The organism is Rhodanobacter koreensis (assembly GCF_054782855.1).
In genome coordinates this window covers 1-16,322 of the sequence record NZ_BAAGRR010000010.1, presented here as the reverse complement: position 1 = coordinate 16,322, position 16,322 = coordinate 1, and the positions used below count along the sequence as shown (strand labels likewise).

The following is a 16,322-nucleotide window of genomic DNA, read 5'->3' as shown; positions in this document are numbered from 1 at the left end:
TGAGCCTGATCCACCCGATCGCGATGGACGAGGGTCTGCGCTTCGCGATTCGCGAGGGTGGCCGTACCGTCGGCGCCGGCGTCGTGGCCAAGGTCATCAAGTAAGTAAAGAGCTTTTGTGAGAAGTCCGGCATGGATGCCGGCCTGATCTTTGCCATCAGGGAGGGTGGCTGAAATAATCGTCACGGGGCGAGCGGACTCAAGGCCGCTCGCCATCGTGTTTGAAGTTCAAGTCATGTACGCCAGTAGCTCAATTGGCAGAGCAGCGGTCTCCAAAACCGCAGGTTGGGGGTTCAAGTCCCTCCTGGCGTGCCACTTCCCCGAGGAATGAGACGGGTGACGATGGCAACGCCGACCGCAGGGTCCGGCATGCTGCTGACATCTGATCGCTAGTGCATGAATACCAAGGCAGAACAGCCCAAGGGCACGAACGCCGCCGACATCGGCAAGCTGGTACTGGCGGGACTGGTGCTGATTGCCGGTATCGTCGCCTATTCCTGGTTCGGCAGGGACGGCAGCATTTCCTCGTCGGTGCGCCTGCTTGGCGTGCTGGCCGCGCTGATCATCGCGCTGGCTATCGCCGCGTTCACTGCGCTGGGGCGTCGGGTGCGGAACTTCATTGGCGAGTCGCAGTTCGAAATGCGCAAGGTGGTCTGGCCCACCCGCGACGAGACGATCAAGACGACCGGTATCATCATCGTGGTGGTGATCATCCTGTCGCTGCTGTTGGGTCTGATCGACCTGATCCTGAAGTCGGTCATTCTCGACTGGCTTCTGAAGCTGGGTGCCTGAGGTGAGCATGAGCAAGCGCTGGTATGTGGTGCACGCCTATTCGGGCTTCGAGAATCAGGTGAAGCGTTCGCTGGACGAGCGGATCAAGCGCGCCGGAATGGAAGAGAAATTCGGCGAAGTGCTGGTGCCGACCGAGGAAGTGATCGAGATGCGCGGTGGTCAGAAACGCCGCAGCGATCGCAAGTTCTTCCCCGGCTACGTGCTGGTGCAGATCGAGACGAATACCGAGGGCAAGTCGCCGCGGATCGACGACGAGTGCTGGCATCTGATCAAGGAAACCCCGAAAGTGATGGGTTTCATCGGGGGCACCGCCGATCGCCCGCTGCCGATCAAGGACAGCGAGGCTGACGCCATCCTCAGCCGCGTGCGCGAGGGTGTCGAGAAGCCCCGGCCCAAGGTGCTGTTCGAGCCGGGCGAGATGGTTCGCGTCACCGAGGGCCCGTTCAACGATTTCAACGGCGTCGTCGAGGAAGTCAACTACGAGAAGAGTCGCCTGCGCGTCGCAGTGCTGATTTTCGGTCGGTCGACCCCGGTCGAGCTGGAATTCGGTCAGGTCGAGAAAGCCTGATCCCCGCGGCGTAGCGCCCCTTGGCACGGGGATTGCTGTTGCCACGATAAATCTCTATACTGCGCGGTTCACGCTGGATCATTTTCGATCCGGCGTGCCTGCGTTTCAGGATCTGCATGAGGCGGATCCTTCCTTCCATCCACGGACTGGTGAACAGCGAGGAGCCGCAAGGCGCCTGGACTCGCGAGGAAAAATCCCATGGCAAAGAAAGTTGTCGGTTACATCAAGCTGCAGGTCAAGGCCGGTCAGGCCAACCCGTCGCCGCCGGTAGGTCCGGCGCTGGGTCAGCGCGGTCTGAACATCATGGAGTTCTGCAAGGCGTTCAATGCCGCCACGCAGAAGATGGAGCCGGGTCTGCCGATCCCGACCATCATCACCGCGTACTCCGATCGCAGCTTCACCTTCATCACCAAGACCCCGCCCGCCACGATCCTGCTGAAGAAGATCACCGGCGTTGCCAAGGGTTCGCCGAAGCCGAATACCGACAAGGTCGGCAAGGTCACCCGCAAGCAGCTGGAAGACGTTGCGAAGCAGAAGGAGCCGGATCTGACGGCTGCCGATCTCGACGCCGCGGTGCGCACCATTGCCGGTAGCGCCCGCAGCATGGGCCTTGTGGTGGAGGGTTAAGACATGGCAAAGCTCACGAAGCGTATGAAGTCGGCTCATGCCGCTGTGCAGCCGGGCAAGTTCTATGGCCTGGAAGAAGCCCTGAAGATCGTCAAGGACAACGCCAAGGCGAAGTTCGCGGAATCGGTGGACGTGGCCGTGCGCCTGGGCATCGACGCGAAGAAGTCCGACCAGGGCGTGCGTGGTTCCTCGCTGCTGCCGCACGGCACCGGCAAGACCGTCAAGGTTGCCGTGTTCTGCCCGCCGGGCGAGAAGGCCGAGGCCGCCAAGGCTGCCGGTGCCGACGCTGTCGGCATGGACGACCTGGCCGAGCGCATGCAGGCGGGTGATCTGGACTTCGGTCGCGTGATCGCCACGCCGGACGCGATGCGCGTGGTCGGCAAGCTCGGTCAGCTGCTCGGTCCGCGTGGCCTGATGCCGAACCCGAAGGACGGCTCGGTCACCGCCGACGTCGCCACCGCGGTCAAGAACGCCAAGGCCGGCCAGGTGAAGTTCCGCAACGACAAGGCGGGCATCATCCACGCCACCATCGGCAAGGCCAGCTTCGAGGCCGCCCAGTTGGCGGACAACCTCAATACGCTGATCGCCGACCTGCTGAAGGCCAAGCCGTCCACGGCGAAGGGTCAGTTCCTGCAGAAGGTTGCCCTGTCCAGCACGATGGGTGTCGGCGTCTCCGTCGACACCTCCTCGCTGAACATCGCGGCCAAGTAAGTTCAAGTCCTGCGCCGGCGGTTTCGCCGGTGCAGGCAAGTTTTTGAAGGCAGCCCCGGTGTCAAGCCGGAGCAGCCGTCAAAGACCGCAGGCGCGATCAGCGCGCGATGACGACGGGCAGGAAGCTCGCACTGGCATGGAATCGCCGTCGTCGCCAGCGGGATCGCTTAATCGGGTTTCTCTCGAATCCGGCCTGCGCAGATGGTGCTGCCCGATCTGGAATTGTTCGATCTGTTCTGGAAAGGCCAACACCCGGGACATTTTATGTCCCCGACGTCAAGGATGGCGTCGCCCAGGACCGCAAGCGGCAGGAGCCGTGAGCGGAGTTCATTTGGAGGAGTGCTAATGGCTCTCAATCTGTCTCAGAAGCAAGAAGTAGTCGCCGAACTGGCAGAAGTTGCCGCGAAGGCTCACTCCCTGGTCGCTGCCGAGTATGCGGGCACCACGGTCGAACAGATGACCGCGATGCGCAAGAAGGCCCGCGAATCCGGCGTGTACTTGAGGGTTGTCAAGAACACGCTGGCATCGCGCGCCGTGGCGGGTACCGAATTCGAGGTCGTCAAGGACGCCCTGGTCGGTCCGCTGCTGTACGCATTCTCGACGGAAGAGCCCGGTGCAGCCGGGCGTCTGATCAAGGAATTTGCCAAGGGCAACGACAAGCTGAAGGCGAAGATCGTCTCGGTGGAAGGCAAGCTGCTGCCGGCTGCGCATGTCGATGTGCTGGCCTCGCTGCCGACCCGCGAACAGGCGCTGGCCATGCTGGCCCGCGTGCTGGCCGAACCGGCCACGATGTTCGCCCGTGTCGTCAAGGCTGTGGCCGACAAGCAGGGTGGTGGCGAAGTCGCCGCCGAAGCCCCGGCCGAAGCCGAACCCGCCTGAGTTCTTTCGTCTACTCAAAACCGAACCTAAATTTTCCAGAGGTAAATCAAATGTCCCTGTCCAACGAACAGATCGTTGAAGCCGTCGCCGCCAAGTCGCTCATGGAAGTGATGGACCTGGTGAAGGCCATCGAAGAGAAGTTTGGCGTGACCGCTGCTGCCCCGGTTGCCGTGGCCGGCCCGGCCGCTGCTGCCCCGGTTGCCGAAGCGCAGACCGAGTTCGACGTCATCCTGAAGAACGCCGGCGCCAAGAAGGTCGACGTGATCAAGGCCGTCCGCGCGATCACCGGCCTGGGCCTGAAGGAAGCCAAGGACCTCACCGAGGCCGGCGGCGTCCTGAAGGAAGCCGTGTCGAAGGAAGATGCCGAGAAGTTCAAGAAGGACCTCGAAGCTGCCGGCGCCACGGTCGAACTGAAGTAATCGGCGCCCTTGCGCGTCGTCAGTTTGATCTAGCGTCAAGCAAGCCTGGGAGCGTGAGCTCCCGGGCTTTGCCTGCTTAGGCGCGAAAGAGTTGAACGAGGAGGGGAATGGAGAATCGGGATTCGCCGCATGAATCCCGATTCTCGATTCCCAAATCCCCGGATTTGTCGAACATCTGATTTTTCATTCAGCCGGTGTGTGCACCACCGGCGTCACTGCGAACCGAGGCGCTACCGATCATGGCCTACTCGTTTACCGAGAAGAAACGCATCCGCAAGGATTTTGGCAAGCGTCCGCCCGTACTGGGCGTGCCGAACCTGCTGACCATCCAGACTGATTCCTACCGGGAGTTTCTGCAGGAGCATGTCGCGCCCAAACAGCGCGGCGAAAAGGGTTTGCACGCGGCACTGAAGTCCGTGTTCCCGATCACCAGCTATTCGGGCAATGCCGCCCTGGAGTACGTCGACTATCGTCTCGGCGAGCCGGCGTTCGACGAGCGCGAGTGCCGCAACCGCGGCATGACCTACGGTGCGCCGCTGCGCACCACCGTGCGTCTGGTCATCTATGACAAGGACAGCCCGGCCTCGAAGAAGGTGGTCAAGTACATCAAGGAGCAGGAGGTCTACATGGGCGAGATTCCGCTCATGACCGACACCGGCACCTTCATCATCAACGGCACCGAGCGCGTGATCGTCTCGCAGCTGCATCGTTCGCCGGGCGTGTTCTTCGACCACGACCGCGGCAAGACGCACAGCTCGGGCAAGCTGCTGTTCTCGGCCCGCGTGATTCCTTACCGCGGCTCCTGGCTGGACTTCGAGTTCGACCCGAAGGATGCGCTGTTCACCCGTATCGACCGTCGCCGCAAGCTGCCGGTGACCGTGCTGCTGCGCGCGCTCGGCTACAACAACGAGGAGATGCTGGGCATCTTCTTCGAGCACAACGTGTTCCACCTCGGCAAGAAGGGCGGCACCACGCTGGAGCTGGTCGCCGAACGTCTGCGCGGCGAGACGCTGAGCTTCGATCTGGCGATCGGCGGCAAGGTGCTGGTCGAGGCCGGCAAGCGCATCACCGCGCGTCACGTGCGTCAGCTGGCGGCCGAGAACATCACCGCGCTGGAAGTGCCGGACGACTATCCGGTCGGCCGCATCCTTGCCACCGACATCGTCGACAGCAAGACCGGCGAGTTGCTGGCTTCGGCCAACGACGAGATCACCGCCGAGCAGCTGGAGAACTTCCGCAAGGCCGGTATCGAGACCGTGCCGACGCTGTACGTCAACGATCTCGATCGTGGTGCCTACATCTCGCATACCCTGCGCATCGACAACACCAAGACGCCGCTGGAGGCGCTGGTGGAAATCTATCGCATGATGCGTCCGGGCGAGCCGCCGACCAAGGATGCCGCGCAGAACCTGTTCTTCAACCTGTTCTTCACCTTCGACCGCTACGATCTGTCGTCGGTCGGCCGCATGAAGTTCAATCGTCGCGTGGGCCGCAAGGACATCCTCGGCCCGGGCGTGCTGTACGACCACAAGTACTTCAGCGAGCGCAAGGAAGAAGAATCGCAGCGGCTGGTCAAGGAGCAGGGCGAGACGTCCGACATCCTCGACGTGCTGAAGGTGCTGATCGACATCAAGAACGGTCATGGCACGGTCGATGACATCGACCACCTCGGCAACCGTCGCGTGCGTTCGGTCGGCGAAATGGCCGAGAACACCTTCCGCATCGGCCTGGTGCGCGTCGAGCGCGCCGTGCGCGAGCGCCTGTCGCTGGCCGAGGCCGATGGCCTGACCCCGCAGGATCTGATCAACGCCAAGCCGGTGGCGGCGGCGGTGAAGGAGTTCTTCGGCTCCTCGCAGCTGTCCCAGTTCATGGATCAGAACAACCCGCTGTCGGAAGTGACGCACAAGCGCCGCGTCTCCGCGCTCGGGCCGGGTGGCCTGACCCGCGAACGCGCCGGCTTCGAAGTGCGCGACGTGCACCCGACCCATTACGGCCGCGTCTGCACCATCGAAACGCCGGAAGGCCCGAACATCGGCCTGATCAACTCGCTCGCCGTGTACGCGCGCACCAACTCCTACGGCTTCCTCGAGACGCCGTACCGCAAGGTTGCGAACGGCAAGGTCACCGACAAGGTCGATTACCTGTCGGCGATCGAGGAAGGCGATCACGTGATCGCGCAGGCGAACTCGCCGCTCGACAAGCACGGCGGTTTCATCGAGGACTTCGTGTCCTGCCGTTTCCGTGGTGAATCCGAGCTGCGTCCGTCCAGCGAAGTCGATTACATGGACGTCTCGCCGATGCAGACCGTGTCGGTCGCCGCGGCGCTGGTGCCGTTCCTGGAGCACGACGATGCGAACCGTGCCCTGATGGGCGCGAACATGCAGCGTCAGGCCGTGCCGACCCTGCGTTCGCAGACCCCGCTGGTGGGTACCGGCATCGAGCGCGCGGTGGCGCGTGACTCGGGCGTCATCGTGTCCGCCAAGCGTGGCGGCGTGATCGACCAGGTCGATGCGGCGCGTATCGTGGTGCGCGTGAACGAGGAAGAGGTCGGCGACAACGACGCCGGCGTCGACATCTACACGCTGACCAAGTACACCCGCTCCAACCAGAACACCAACCTCAACCAGCGTCCGCTGGTGAACGTCGGCGACGTGGTGGCGAAGGGCGACACGCTGGCCGACGGTTCGTCGACCGATCTGGGCGAGCTCGCGCTCGGCCAGAACATGCTGATCGCGTTCATGCCGTGGAACGGCTACAACTTCGAAGACTCGATCCTGCTCTCCGAGCGCGTCGTGCAGGAAGACCGCTACACCTCGATCCACATCGAGGAGCTGTCCTGCATCGCGCGTGACACCAAGCTGGGCGCCGAGGAAATCACCGCCGACATCCCGAACGTGGGCGAGCAGGCGCTGGCGCGCCTGGACGAGTCGGGCATCGTCTACATCGGTGCCGAGGTGAAGGCCGGCGACATCATGGTCGGCAAGGTCACGCCCAAGGGCGAGAGCCAGCTGACCCCGGAAGAGAAGCTGCTGCGCGCGATCTTCGGCGAGAAGGCGTCCGACGTGAAGGACAGCTCGCTGCGCGTGCCGCCCGGCATGGACGGCACCGTCATCGACGTGCAGGTGTTCACCCGCGACGGCATCGAGAAGGACAAGCGCGCCCGCCAGATCGAGGAAACCGAGGTCAAGCGGATCCGCAAGGATCTGGACGACCAGTTCCGCATCCTCGAGGGCGCGATCTACAGCCGCATGCGCACCCAGCTGGTCGGCAAGTCCGCGATGAGCGGTCCGGGCGGCCTGAAGCGTGGCACCGAGATCACCGATGCCTATCTCGACGGCCTGAAGAAGGACGACTGGTTCAAGATCAACGTCAAGGACGAGGAAGTCACCGAATTCCTCGAGCGTGCGGCCGACCAGGTCAAGCGCCACAAGGAGGAGTTCGACAAGCGCTTCAAGGAGAAGCAGGGCAAGATCACCCAGGGCGACGACCTCGCGCCGGGCGTGCTGAAGATGGTCAAGGTGTTCCTGGCCGTGAAGCGCCGCATCCAGCCGGGCGACAAGATGGCTGGCCGTCACGGCAACAAGGGCGTGGTGTCCAACGTGGTGCCGGTCGAGGACATGCCGTATTCCGCTGACGGCGTGCCGGTCGACATCGTGCTGAATCCGCTGGGCGTGCCCTCGCGCATGAACATCGGGCAGATTCTGGAAGTCCATCTGGGCTGGGCCGCCAAGGGCCTGGGCAAGAAGATCCAGAAGATGCTCGAGGCGCAGGAGAAGGTGGCCAAGATCCGCGAGTTCCTCGACCAGATCTACAACAGCCATGTGGCCGGCGCGGTGCAGCACGTCGACCTGAAGTCGCTCACCGACAAGGAGATCTTCGCGCTCGCCACCAACCTGCAGGAAGGCGTGCCGATGGCGACGCCGGTGTTCGACGGTGCCGAGGAAACCGAGATCAAGGCGATGCTGAAGCTTGCCGATCTACCGGAATCCGGCCAGACCATGTTGTATGACGGCCGTACCGGCGAGGCGTTCGATCGCCCGGTCACCGTGGGCTACATGCACTATCTGAAGCTCAACCATCTGGTCGACGACAAGATGCATGCGCGTTCCACCGGCCCGTACTCGCTGGTCACCCAGCAGCCGTTGGGCGGCAAGGCGCAGTTCGGTGGTCAGCGCTTCGGTGAGATGGAAGTGTGGGCGCTGGAAGCCTACGGCGCGGCTTACACCTTGCAGGAAATGCTGACGGTGAAGTCCGATGACGTGCAGGGCCGCAACCAGATGTACAAGAACATTGTCGACGGTAACCACGAGATGTCCGCAGGCATGCCGGAGTCCTTCAACGTGCTGGTGAAGGAAATCCGTTCGCTTGCCATCGACATCGATCTGGAAGAGATCAAGTGACCCGCCCGGCTACAGGAGATTTCGCATGAAAGACTTGCTCAATCTGTTCAATCAGCAGCGCGCGACGCCGGATTTCGACGCGATCAAGATCGCGCTGGCCTCGCCGGAGCTGATCCGTTCGTGGTCGTACGGCGAAGTGAAGAAGCCGGAAACCATCAACTACCGTACCTTCAAGCCGGAGCGCGACGGCCTGTTCTGCGCAGCGATCTTCGGCCCGGTGAAGGACTACGAGTGCCTGTGCGGCAAGTACAAGCGCATGAAGCATCGTGGCGTGGTCTGCGAGAAGTGCGGCACGGAAGTGACGCTGGCCAAGGTGCGTCGCGAGCGCATGGGCCACATCGAGCTGGCCAGCCCGACCGCGCACATCTGGTTCCTCAAGTCGCTGCCGTCGCGCATCGGCCTGATGCTGGACATGACCCTGCGCGACATCGAGCGCATCCTGTACTTCGAGGCCTTCGTGGTGATCGATCCGGGCATGACCGCGCTCGAGCGCGGTCAGCTGCTCAGCGAAGACCAGTACCTGGAAGCGACCGAAGAGCACGGCGACGAGTTCGACGCCCGCATGGGTGCCGAGGCCGTCTACGAACTGCTGAAGTCGCTCGACCTGCCGGGCGAGGTGATCCGCCTGAAGGAAGAGATCGGCTCGACCAATTCCGAGACCAAGCTCAAGCGCCTCACCAAGCGCGTCAAGCTGATCGAGGCGTTCCTGGAATCCGGCAACAAGCCGGAGTGGATGGTGCTGACCGTACTGCCCGTGCTGCCGCCGGACCTGCGTCCGCTGGTGCCGCTGGACGGTGGCCGTTTCGCCACCTCCGACCTGAACGACCTGTACCGTCGCGTCATCAACCGCAACAACCGTCTGAAGCGTCTGCTCGAGCTCAATGCGCCCGACATCATCGTGCGCAACGAGAAGCGCATGCTGCAGGAATCGGTCGATGCGCTGCTCGACAACGGTCGTCGCGGTCGTGCCATCACAGGCACCAACAAGCGCGCGCTGAAGTCGCTCGCCGACATGATCAAGGGCAAGCAGGGCCGGTTCCGCCAGAACCTGCTCGGCAAGCGCGTGGACTATTCCGGTCGTTCGGTGATCGTGGTCGGTCCGACCCTGCGTCTGCACCAGTGTGGCCTGCCCAAGAAGATGGCGCTGGAGCTGTTCAAGCCGTTCATCTTCGCCAAGCTGCAGGCGCGTGGCGAAGCCACCACCATCAAGGCGGCGAAGAAGCTGGTCGAGCGCGAAGAAGGCCAGGTGTGGGATATCCTCGAAGAGGTGATCCGCGAGCATCCGGTGCTGCTGAACCGCGCGCCGACCTTGCACCGTCTCGGCATCCAGGCGTTCGAGCCGAAGTTGATCGAAGGCAAGGCCATCCAGCTGCATCCGCTGGTCTGTACCGCGTTCAACGCCGACTTCGACGGTGACCAGATGGCCGTGCACGTGCCGCTGTCGATCGAGGCACAGCTCGAAGCGCGCACGCTGATGATGTCGTCCAACAACATCCTCAGCCCCGCCAACGGCGAGCCGATCATCGTGCCGACCCAGGACGTGGTGCTTGGCCTGTACTACATGACCCGCGAGCTGATCAACGTCAAGGGCAGTGGCATGGTGTTCTCCGGCATTGCCGAAGCGCGCCGCGCCTATGACAACCGTGCGGTCGAGCTGCACGCCAAGGTCAAGGTGCGCCTGAAGCTGGTGCACGTTGCCGAAGACGGCACGCGCACGCATGAGACCAGGCTGGTCGAGACCACCGTGGGTCGTGCGCTACTGGCAGAAATCCTGCCGGAAGGCCTGCCGTTCGAGCTGGCCAACACCGAGCTGACCAAGAAGGCCATCTCGCGCCTGATCAATTCCAGCTATCGCCTGCTGGGCTTGAAGGAAACGGTGATCTTCGCCGACAAGCTGATGTACACCGGCTATCGTTTCGCGACGCGTGCCGGCATCTCGATCGGCATCGACGACATGCTGATCCCGGCCGAGAAGAAGCCCATTCTCGAGGAAGCCGAGAAGGAAGTCGTCGAGATCCAGCAGCAGTACCAGTCGGGCCTGGTCACCGCCGGCGAGCGCTACAACAAGGTGGTCGACATCTGGTCGCGTACCAGCGAACTGGTGGCCAAGGCCATGATCGACGGCATCGGCACCGAGAAGGTGAAGGACGTCGATGGCAAGATGGTCAGCCAGAAGTCGATGAACTCGCTGTACATCATGGCGGACTCCGGCGCGCGTGGCTCGGTGGCACAGATCCGCCAGCTGGCCGGCATGCGCGGCCTGATGGCGCGTCCGGACGGCTCGATCATCGAGACGCCGATCAAGGCCAACTTCCGCGAAGGCCTGAACGTGCTGCAGTACTTCAACTCCACCCACGGCGCCCGCAAGGGCCTGGCGGATACGGCGTTGAAGACCGCGAACTCGGGTTATCTGACCCGTCGCCTGGTCGATGTGGCGCAGGACGTGGTGATCACCATGGACGACTGCGGCACCGAGGACGGCATCATCATGCAGCCGATCGTCGAAGGCGGCGATGTGGTCGAGCCGTTGCGCGAGCGCGTGCTCGGTCGCGTGGTGGTCGAGGACGTCTATGCCCCCGGCGACGACGATCAGCCGATCGTCACCCGCGACACCCTGCTCAACGAGGCACTGGTCGAGAAGCTCGACAAGGCCGGCGTGCAGATCATCAAGGTGCGTTCGCCGATCACCTGCGTCGCCGAGCACGGCGTATGCAAGCTGTGCTACGGCCGCGATCTGGCCCGTGGCCACCTGGTCAACATGGGCGAGGCCGTGGGTGTGGTCGCCGCACAGTCGATCGGTGAGCCGGGTACCCAGCTGACCATGCGTACGTTCCACATCGGTGGTGCGGCATCGCGTGCGGCAGCAGTGGACAACGTGACGGTGAAGACCACCGGTTCGCTGAAGTTCAACAACCTGAAGTCGGTGCAGCACAAGCAGGGCCATCTGGTGGCCGTGTCGCGTTCGGGCGAAGTCAGCGTGATCGACACGAATGGCCGCGAGCGCGAGCGTTACAAGGTGCCGTACGGCGCCAACATCTCGGTCAAGGATGGTGCGCCGGTCAAGCCGGGCCAGACCGTCGCCAGCTGGGATCCGCATACCCATCCGATCGTCACGGAAGTGGCCGGTGTGGTGCGCTTCATCGACTTCCTCGATGGCGTCACCGTGCAGAGCCAGACCGACGAGTTGACCGGTCTGGAATCGGCGGTGGTGACCGATCCGAAGCGTCGTGGTGCGCAGGCGAAGGATCTGCGCCCGATCGTGCGCCTGGAAGACAGCAAGGGCCGCGAGCTCAAGCTGCCGGGTACCGATATCGCGGCACAGTACTTCCTGCCGGCCGGTGCGATCGTGTCGATCCAGAACGGTGCCGAAGTGGGCGTGGGCGACGTGGTGGCACGTATCCCGCAGGAAACCTCGAAGACCCGCGACATCACCGGTGGTCTGCCGCGCGTGGCCGATCTGTTCGAGGCACGCAAGCCGAAGGAACCGGCGATCCTCGCCGAGCGCTCCGGCATCATCAGCTTCGGCAAGGACACCAAGGGCAAGCAGCGTCTGATCATCAAGGACGTCGACGGCAACGAGCACGAAGAGCTGATTCCGAAATGGCGTCAGGTCATCGTGTTCGAAGGCGAGCATGTGGAGAAGGGCGAAACCGTCGTCGACGGCGAGCCGAGCCCGCATGACATCCTGCGCCTGCTGGGCGTAGAGCCGCTGGCCTCGTACCTGGTCAAGGAAATCCAGGATGTGTATCGCCTGCAGGGCGTGAAGATCAACGACAAGCACATCGAAGCGATCATTCGCCAGATGCTGCGCAAGGTCGAGATCGTCGAGCCGGGCGAGAGCCATTACCTGCGCGGCGAACAGGTCGAGCGTGTGCGGATCAACCGCGAGAACGATCGTGCGGTCGCCAAGGGCGAGCGTCCGGCCGAGTACCAGTCGGTGCTGCTGGGTATCACCAAGGCGTCGCTGGCCACCGAGTCGTTCATTTCGGCAGCTTCGTTCCAGGAAACCACCCGCGTCCTTACCGAGGCGGCGGTTCGTGGCACGCGCGATGGCTTGCGTGGTCTGAAGGAAAATGTTATTGTCGGCCGTCTTATTCCGGCAGGTACAGGCTTGGCGTACCACGCATCGCGTCGTCGCCAGGGCGGTTTGACCGCCTCGGAGCTGGAGACTCTCTCCGGCACCGTGCCCGCAGTCTCGTTCGCCGAGGCTCCGGCCGGTAGTGATAACGGTGTCGAGTAAGCCCTTTCGGGGCTTCACTCGCTGACATACGAAATGAGGTGCATGGATGCACCTCGTGTTCGGGTCCAGGACGACAGAGCCTTAACTTGCCTATGGCAGGTTGCTCATGTTAAATTCCCGCTTCTTGGCAGACCGAGCTTATTCGGGCTGCCTTTATGTTTTCAGGAACAGCTTCGCATGACGACAGTCAACCAATTGGTGCGCAAATCCCGCAGCCCGAAGACGTACAAGAGCGCGTCGCCGGCCTTGCAGAGCAGCCCGCAGCGCCGCGGCGTCTGCACGCGCGTATACACGACCACTCCGAAAAAGCCGAACTCGGCCTTGCGCAAGGTTGCCAAGGTGCGCCTGACCAACGGCTACGAGATCATCAGCTACATCGGTGGTGAAGGCCACAACCTGCAGGAGCACTCGGTGGTGCTGATCCGCGGCGGTCGTGTCAAGGATCTGCCCGGCGTGCGTTATCACACGGTGCGCGGCAGCCTCGACTGCGCCGGCGTCACCAAGCGTCGTCAATCGCGCTCGAAGTACGGCGCCAAGCGCCCGAAGAAGTAAATCTGCCGTATTGATGAGTGCGGCCATGGATGGCCGCTTTTGCTCCGCAGGCATGGACGCCTGCAAAAATACAACGTGCGGCCAGGATGGTCGCTTTTCAGGCGGGCACGGATGTTCGCAAAAATAACGGACAACAAACATGTCGCGTAAAGGTTCACATCCCGCCCGTCTGGTTCTGCCGGATCCCAAGCATGGCAGCCAGCTGATTGCCCGCTTCATCAACATGGTGATGAAGAGTGGCAAGAAGTCCGTGGCCGAGAGCATCGTTTACGGTGCACTGCAGCATATCGGCGAAAAGAATGCCGAACCGGTGGCCCTGGTCGAGAAGGCGCTCAACAACATCGCTCCGGCGGTCGAGGTGAAGTCCCGTCGTGTCGGTGGCGCCACCTACCAGGTGCCGGTGGAAGTGCGCCCGGGTCGCCGCATGGCGCTGGCGATGCGCTGGGTCATCGATGCCGCCCGCAAGCGTGGCGAGACCTCGATGCCGCGCAAGCTGGCCGCCGAGTTGCTGGAAGCTTCGGAAAGCCGCGGCGGCGCCGCGAAGAAGCGCGAAGAGACGCATCGCATGGCGGAAGCCAACAAGGCCTTCTCGCACTACCGCTGGTAATCGGCGGTGCTTGTGCCGTCCTCCTTGACGGCAACGAGCAAACCGGCATCCATGCCGGATCTTGATTCAAGTCGTCTTCCTTGACGGCAAAGAACACACCGCCATCCATGGCGGACTCATAAATTAAGCACGGCCCGGACGGTCGTGGGAATCGGGGCAGGCAGCCCTGCACAGGTATCTACCCATGGCACGCACCACCCCCATCGAGCGCTATCGCAATTTCGGCATCATGGCCCACATCGATGCCGGCAAGACCACGACCACGGAGCGCATCCTGTTCTACACCGGCGTCAGTCACAAGATTGGCGAGGTGCATGACGGTGCGGCCACGATGGACTGGATGGAGCAGGAGCAGGAGCGCGGCATCACCATTACGTCGGCGGCAACGACGGCGTTCTGGAGCGGCATGGACCGTTCCATGCCGCAGCATCGCTTCAACATCATCGATACCCCGGGACACGTCGACTTCACCATCGAGGTCGAGCGTTCGCTGCGCGTGCTCGACGGTGCGGTGTTCGTGCTGTGTGCGGTCGGTGGTGTGCAGCCGCAGTCCGAAACCGTGTGGCGCCAGGCCAACAAGTACAAGGTTCCGCGCCTTGCGTTCGTCAACAAGATGGATCGCACCGGTGCCAACTTCGACAAGGTCATCGACCAGTTGAAGGCGCGCCTTGGTGCGCATCCGGTGCCGATGCAGGTGCCGATTGGCGCCGAAGAGGGTTTCGAGGGCGTGGTCGACCTGCTCAAGATGAAGGCGATCATCTGGGACATGGAATCCCAGGGCATGAAGTTCGAATATCAGGATATCCCGGCGAACCTCGCGGAACGTGCTGCGGAAGCGCGCAGCTTCATGGTGGAGTCGGCTGCCGAGGCGACCGAAGAACTGATGAACAAGTATCTCGAAGAGGGTGACCTCGCCGAGAGCGAGATCATCGCGGGTCTTCGTCAGCGCACGCTCGCGAACGAAATCATCCCGGCTTTCTGCGGTACGGCGTTCAAGAACAAGGGCGTCCAGGCGATGCTCGACGCGGTGGTGCAGCTGCTGCCGTCGCCTGCCGATCGCCCGCCGGTGGCAGGTATCGACGAGGACGAGAACGAGGCTTCGCGCAAGGCCGACGATGCCGCACCGTTCTCCGCCCTCGCGTTCAAGATCATGACCGATCCGTTCGTCGGTTCGCTGACGTTCTTCCGTGTCTACTCGGGCACGCTGAACTCCGGCGACGCCGTGTACAACCCGGTCAAGAGCAAGAAGGAGCGCATCGGCCGCATCCTGCAGATGCACGCGAACGAGCGTCAGGAGCTGAAGGAAGTCCGTGCCGGCGACATCGCCGCGGCGGTCGGCCTGAAGGACGTGACGACCGGTGACACGCTGTGCGCGCAGGATCACATCATCACCCTGGAGCGCATGACGTTCCCGGAGCCGGTGATCTCGATGGCGGTCGAGCCGAAGACCAAGTCGGACCAGGAAAAGATGGGTATCGCCCTCGGCCGTCTGGCTGCGGAGGATCCGTCGTTCCGCGTGCGTACGGACGAGGAGTCGGGCCAGACCATCATCTCGGGCATGGGTGAGTTGCACCTGGACATCCTGGTGGACCGCATGCGCCGCGAGTTCAACGTCGAAGCCAACGTCGGCAAGCCGCAGGTGGCCTACCGCGAGACGATCCGCACGTCGGATGTCAAGTCGGACTACAAGCATGCCAAGCAGTCGGGTGGTAAGGGTCAGTACGGTCACGTTGTGATCGAGCTGTCGCCGATGACGGAAGAGGATCGCAAGAACCCGGCCGTGAAGGACGACTTCCTCTTCATCAACGACATCACCGGTGGCGTGATCCCGAAGGAATTCATTCCTTCGGTCGAAAAGGGCCTGCGTGAGACCATCACCAGCGGTCCGTTGGCGGGCTTCCCGGTCGTGGGCGTGAAGGTGAAGCTCGTGTTCGGCTCCTACCACGACGTCGACTCGTCGGAAATGGCGTTCAAGCTGGCCGCCTCGATGGCGTTCAAGCAAGGCTTCACGAAGGCGAGCCCGGTTCTGCTCGAGCCGATCATGAAGGTCGAAGTGGTGACGCCGGAAGACTACGTCGGTGACGTCATGGGCGACATGAGCCGCCGTCGCGGCCTGCTCCAGGGCCAGGACGACACCCCGTCGGGCAAGACCATCGATGCGATGGTTCCGCTCGGTGAAATGTTCGGCTATGCGACGACGATCCGTTCGCTGACCCAGGGGCGCGCCACCTTCACGATGGAATTCGACCATTACGCCGAAGCGCCGAACAATGTCGCCGAGCAGGTCATGAAGAAGGCGTAACTTGTGCGATCTTCCTGATCGCAACGGCAAAGATCAGGAAGCGGCCATCCATGGCCGCACTCTTAAAAGAAGCGGCCATTCGTGGGCGTATTATCAAATAGGTTCTCTCAGAGGTTTGAGTCATGGCAAAGGGTAAATTCGAACGCACCAAGCCGCACGTCAACGTCGGCACGATTGGTCACGTGGATCACGGCAAGACGACGCTGACGGCGGCGCTGACGAAGGT

At 62.7% G+C, this 16,322-nt stretch carries 13 protein-coding genes and 1 tRNA gene; all 14 read left to right on the top strand.

The window, feature by feature from the left end:
• Nucleotides 1-104: EF-Tu C-terminal domain-related protein (locus ACYVKM_RS12310; RefSeq protein WP_460877788.1), on the top strand; the 104-nt coding region annotated here is incomplete at its 5' end.
• A gap of 134 nt (nucleotides 105-238) precedes the next feature.
• Nucleotides 239-314: transfer RNA gene (locus ACYVKM_RS12305), tRNA-Trp, on the top strand.
• An 81-nt stretch (nucleotides 315-395) separates the two neighbouring features.
• Nucleotides 396-791 (top strand): preprotein translocase subunit SecE, encoded by a 396-nt coding sequence (gene secE, locus ACYVKM_RS12300; RefSeq protein WP_460877903.1) that lies wholly within the window; start codon nucleotides 396-398, stop codon nucleotides 789-791.
• Between the two features lie 7 nt (nucleotides 792-798).
• The gene (gene nusG / locus ACYVKM_RS12295; protein ID WP_460877902.1) at nucleotides 799-1,359 is read left to right on the top strand and encodes a transcription termination/antitermination protein NusG; all 561 of its coding nucleotides are present in this window, start codon (nucleotides 799-801) and stop codon (nucleotides 1,357-1,359) included.
• A gap of 198 nt (nucleotides 1,360-1,557) precedes the next feature.
• Nucleotides 1,558-1,986, top strand: a complete 429-nt coding sequence (rplK, locus tag ACYVKM_RS12290; protein ID WP_460877901.1) for a 50S ribosomal protein L11 — start codon at nucleotides 1,558-1,560, stop codon at nucleotides 1,984-1,986.
• A 3-nt stretch (nucleotides 1,987-1,989) separates the two neighbouring features.
• Entirely contained in the window at nucleotides 1,990-2,697 is a 708-nt protein-coding gene (gene rplA / locus ACYVKM_RS12285) for a 50S ribosomal protein L1 (protein WP_460877900.1), read from the top strand.
• A gap of 345 nt (nucleotides 2,698-3,042) precedes the next feature.
• A complete protein-coding gene (gene rplJ, locus ACYVKM_RS12280; protein ID WP_460877899.1) occupies nucleotides 3,043-3,576 on the top strand; it encodes a 50S ribosomal protein L10 in 534 nt (177 codons plus the stop codon).
• 50 nt (nucleotides 3,577-3,626) lie between these two features.
• A complete protein-coding gene (gene rplL / locus ACYVKM_RS12275; RefSeq protein ID WP_460877898.1) occupies nucleotides 3,627-3,995 on the top strand; it encodes a 50S ribosomal protein L7/L12 in 369 nt (122 codons plus the stop codon).
• 236 nt (nucleotides 3,996-4,231) lie between these two features.
• A complete protein-coding gene (gene rpoB / locus ACYVKM_RS12270; protein ID WP_460877904.1) occupies nucleotides 4,232-8,395 on the top strand; it encodes a DNA-directed RNA polymerase subunit beta in 4,164 nt (1,387 codons plus the stop codon).
• Between the two features lie 25 nt (nucleotides 8,396-8,420).
• A complete protein-coding gene (gene rpoC, locus ACYVKM_RS12265; RefSeq protein WP_460877897.1) occupies nucleotides 8,421-12,635 on the top strand; it encodes a DNA-directed RNA polymerase subunit beta' in 4,215 nt (1,404 codons plus the stop codon).
• 177 nt (nucleotides 12,636-12,812) lie between these two features.
• The gene (rpsL, locus tag ACYVKM_RS12260; RefSeq protein WP_077442331.1) at nucleotides 12,813-13,187 is read left to right on the top strand and encodes a 30S ribosomal protein S12; all 375 of its coding nucleotides are present in this window, start codon (nucleotides 12,813-12,815) and stop codon (nucleotides 13,185-13,187) included.
• 139 nt (nucleotides 13,188-13,326) lie between these two features.
• Entirely contained in the window at nucleotides 13,327-13,794 is a 468-nt protein-coding gene (gene rpsG, locus ACYVKM_RS12255) for a 30S ribosomal protein S7 (protein ID WP_007514548.1), read from the top strand.
• Nucleotides 13,795-13,978: 184 nt separating this feature from the next.
• On the top strand, nucleotides 13,979-16,096 hold the full coding sequence (gene fusA, locus ACYVKM_RS12250; protein ID WP_460877896.1) for an elongation factor G: 2,118 nt from the start codon (nucleotides 13,979-13,981) through the stop codon (nucleotides 16,094-16,096).
• A 122-nt stretch (nucleotides 16,097-16,218) separates the two neighbouring features.
• Nucleotides 16,219-16,322 (top strand): GTP-binding protein (locus ACYVKM_RS12245; RefSeq protein ID WP_082559638.1); only part of this gene is annotated, 104 nt, incomplete at its 3' end.

Bases quoted from the DNA above. Each gene is read 5' to 3' on its own strand.
- secE (WP_460877903.1), top strand. From the start codon at position 396: ATGAATACCAAGGCAGAACAGCCCAAGGGCACGAACGCCGCCGACATC.
- nusG (WP_460877902.1), top strand. From the start codon at position 799: ATGAGCAAGCGCTGGTATGTGGTGCACGCCTATTCGGGCTTCGAGAAT.
- rplK (WP_460877901.1), top strand. From the start codon at position 1,558: ATGGCAAAGAAAGTTGTCGGTTACATCAAGCTGCAGGTCAAGGCCGGT.
- rplA (WP_460877900.1), top strand. From the start codon at position 1,990: ATGGCAAAGCTCACGAAGCGTATGAAGTCGGCTCATGCCGCTGTGCAG.
- rplJ (WP_460877899.1), top strand. From the start codon at position 3,043: ATGGCTCTCAATCTGTCTCAGAAGCAAGAAGTAGTCGCCGAACTGGCA.
- rplL (WP_460877898.1), top strand. From the start codon at position 3,627: ATGTCCCTGTCCAACGAACAGATCGTTGAAGCCGTCGCCGCCAAGTCG.
- rpoC (WP_460877897.1), top strand. From the start codon at position 8,421: ATGAAAGACTTGCTCAATCTGTTCAATCAGCAGCGCGCGACGCCGGAT.
- rpsL (WP_077442331.1), top strand. From the start codon at position 12,813: ATGACGACAGTCAACCAATTGGTGCGCAAATCCCGCAGCCCGAAGACG.
- rpsG (WP_007514548.1), top strand. From the start codon at position 13,327: ATGTCGCGTAAAGGTTCACATCCCGCCCGTCTGGTTCTGCCGGATCCC.
- fusA (WP_460877896.1), top strand. From the start codon at position 13,979: ATGGCACGCACCACCCCCATCGAGCGCTATCGCAATTTCGGCATCATG.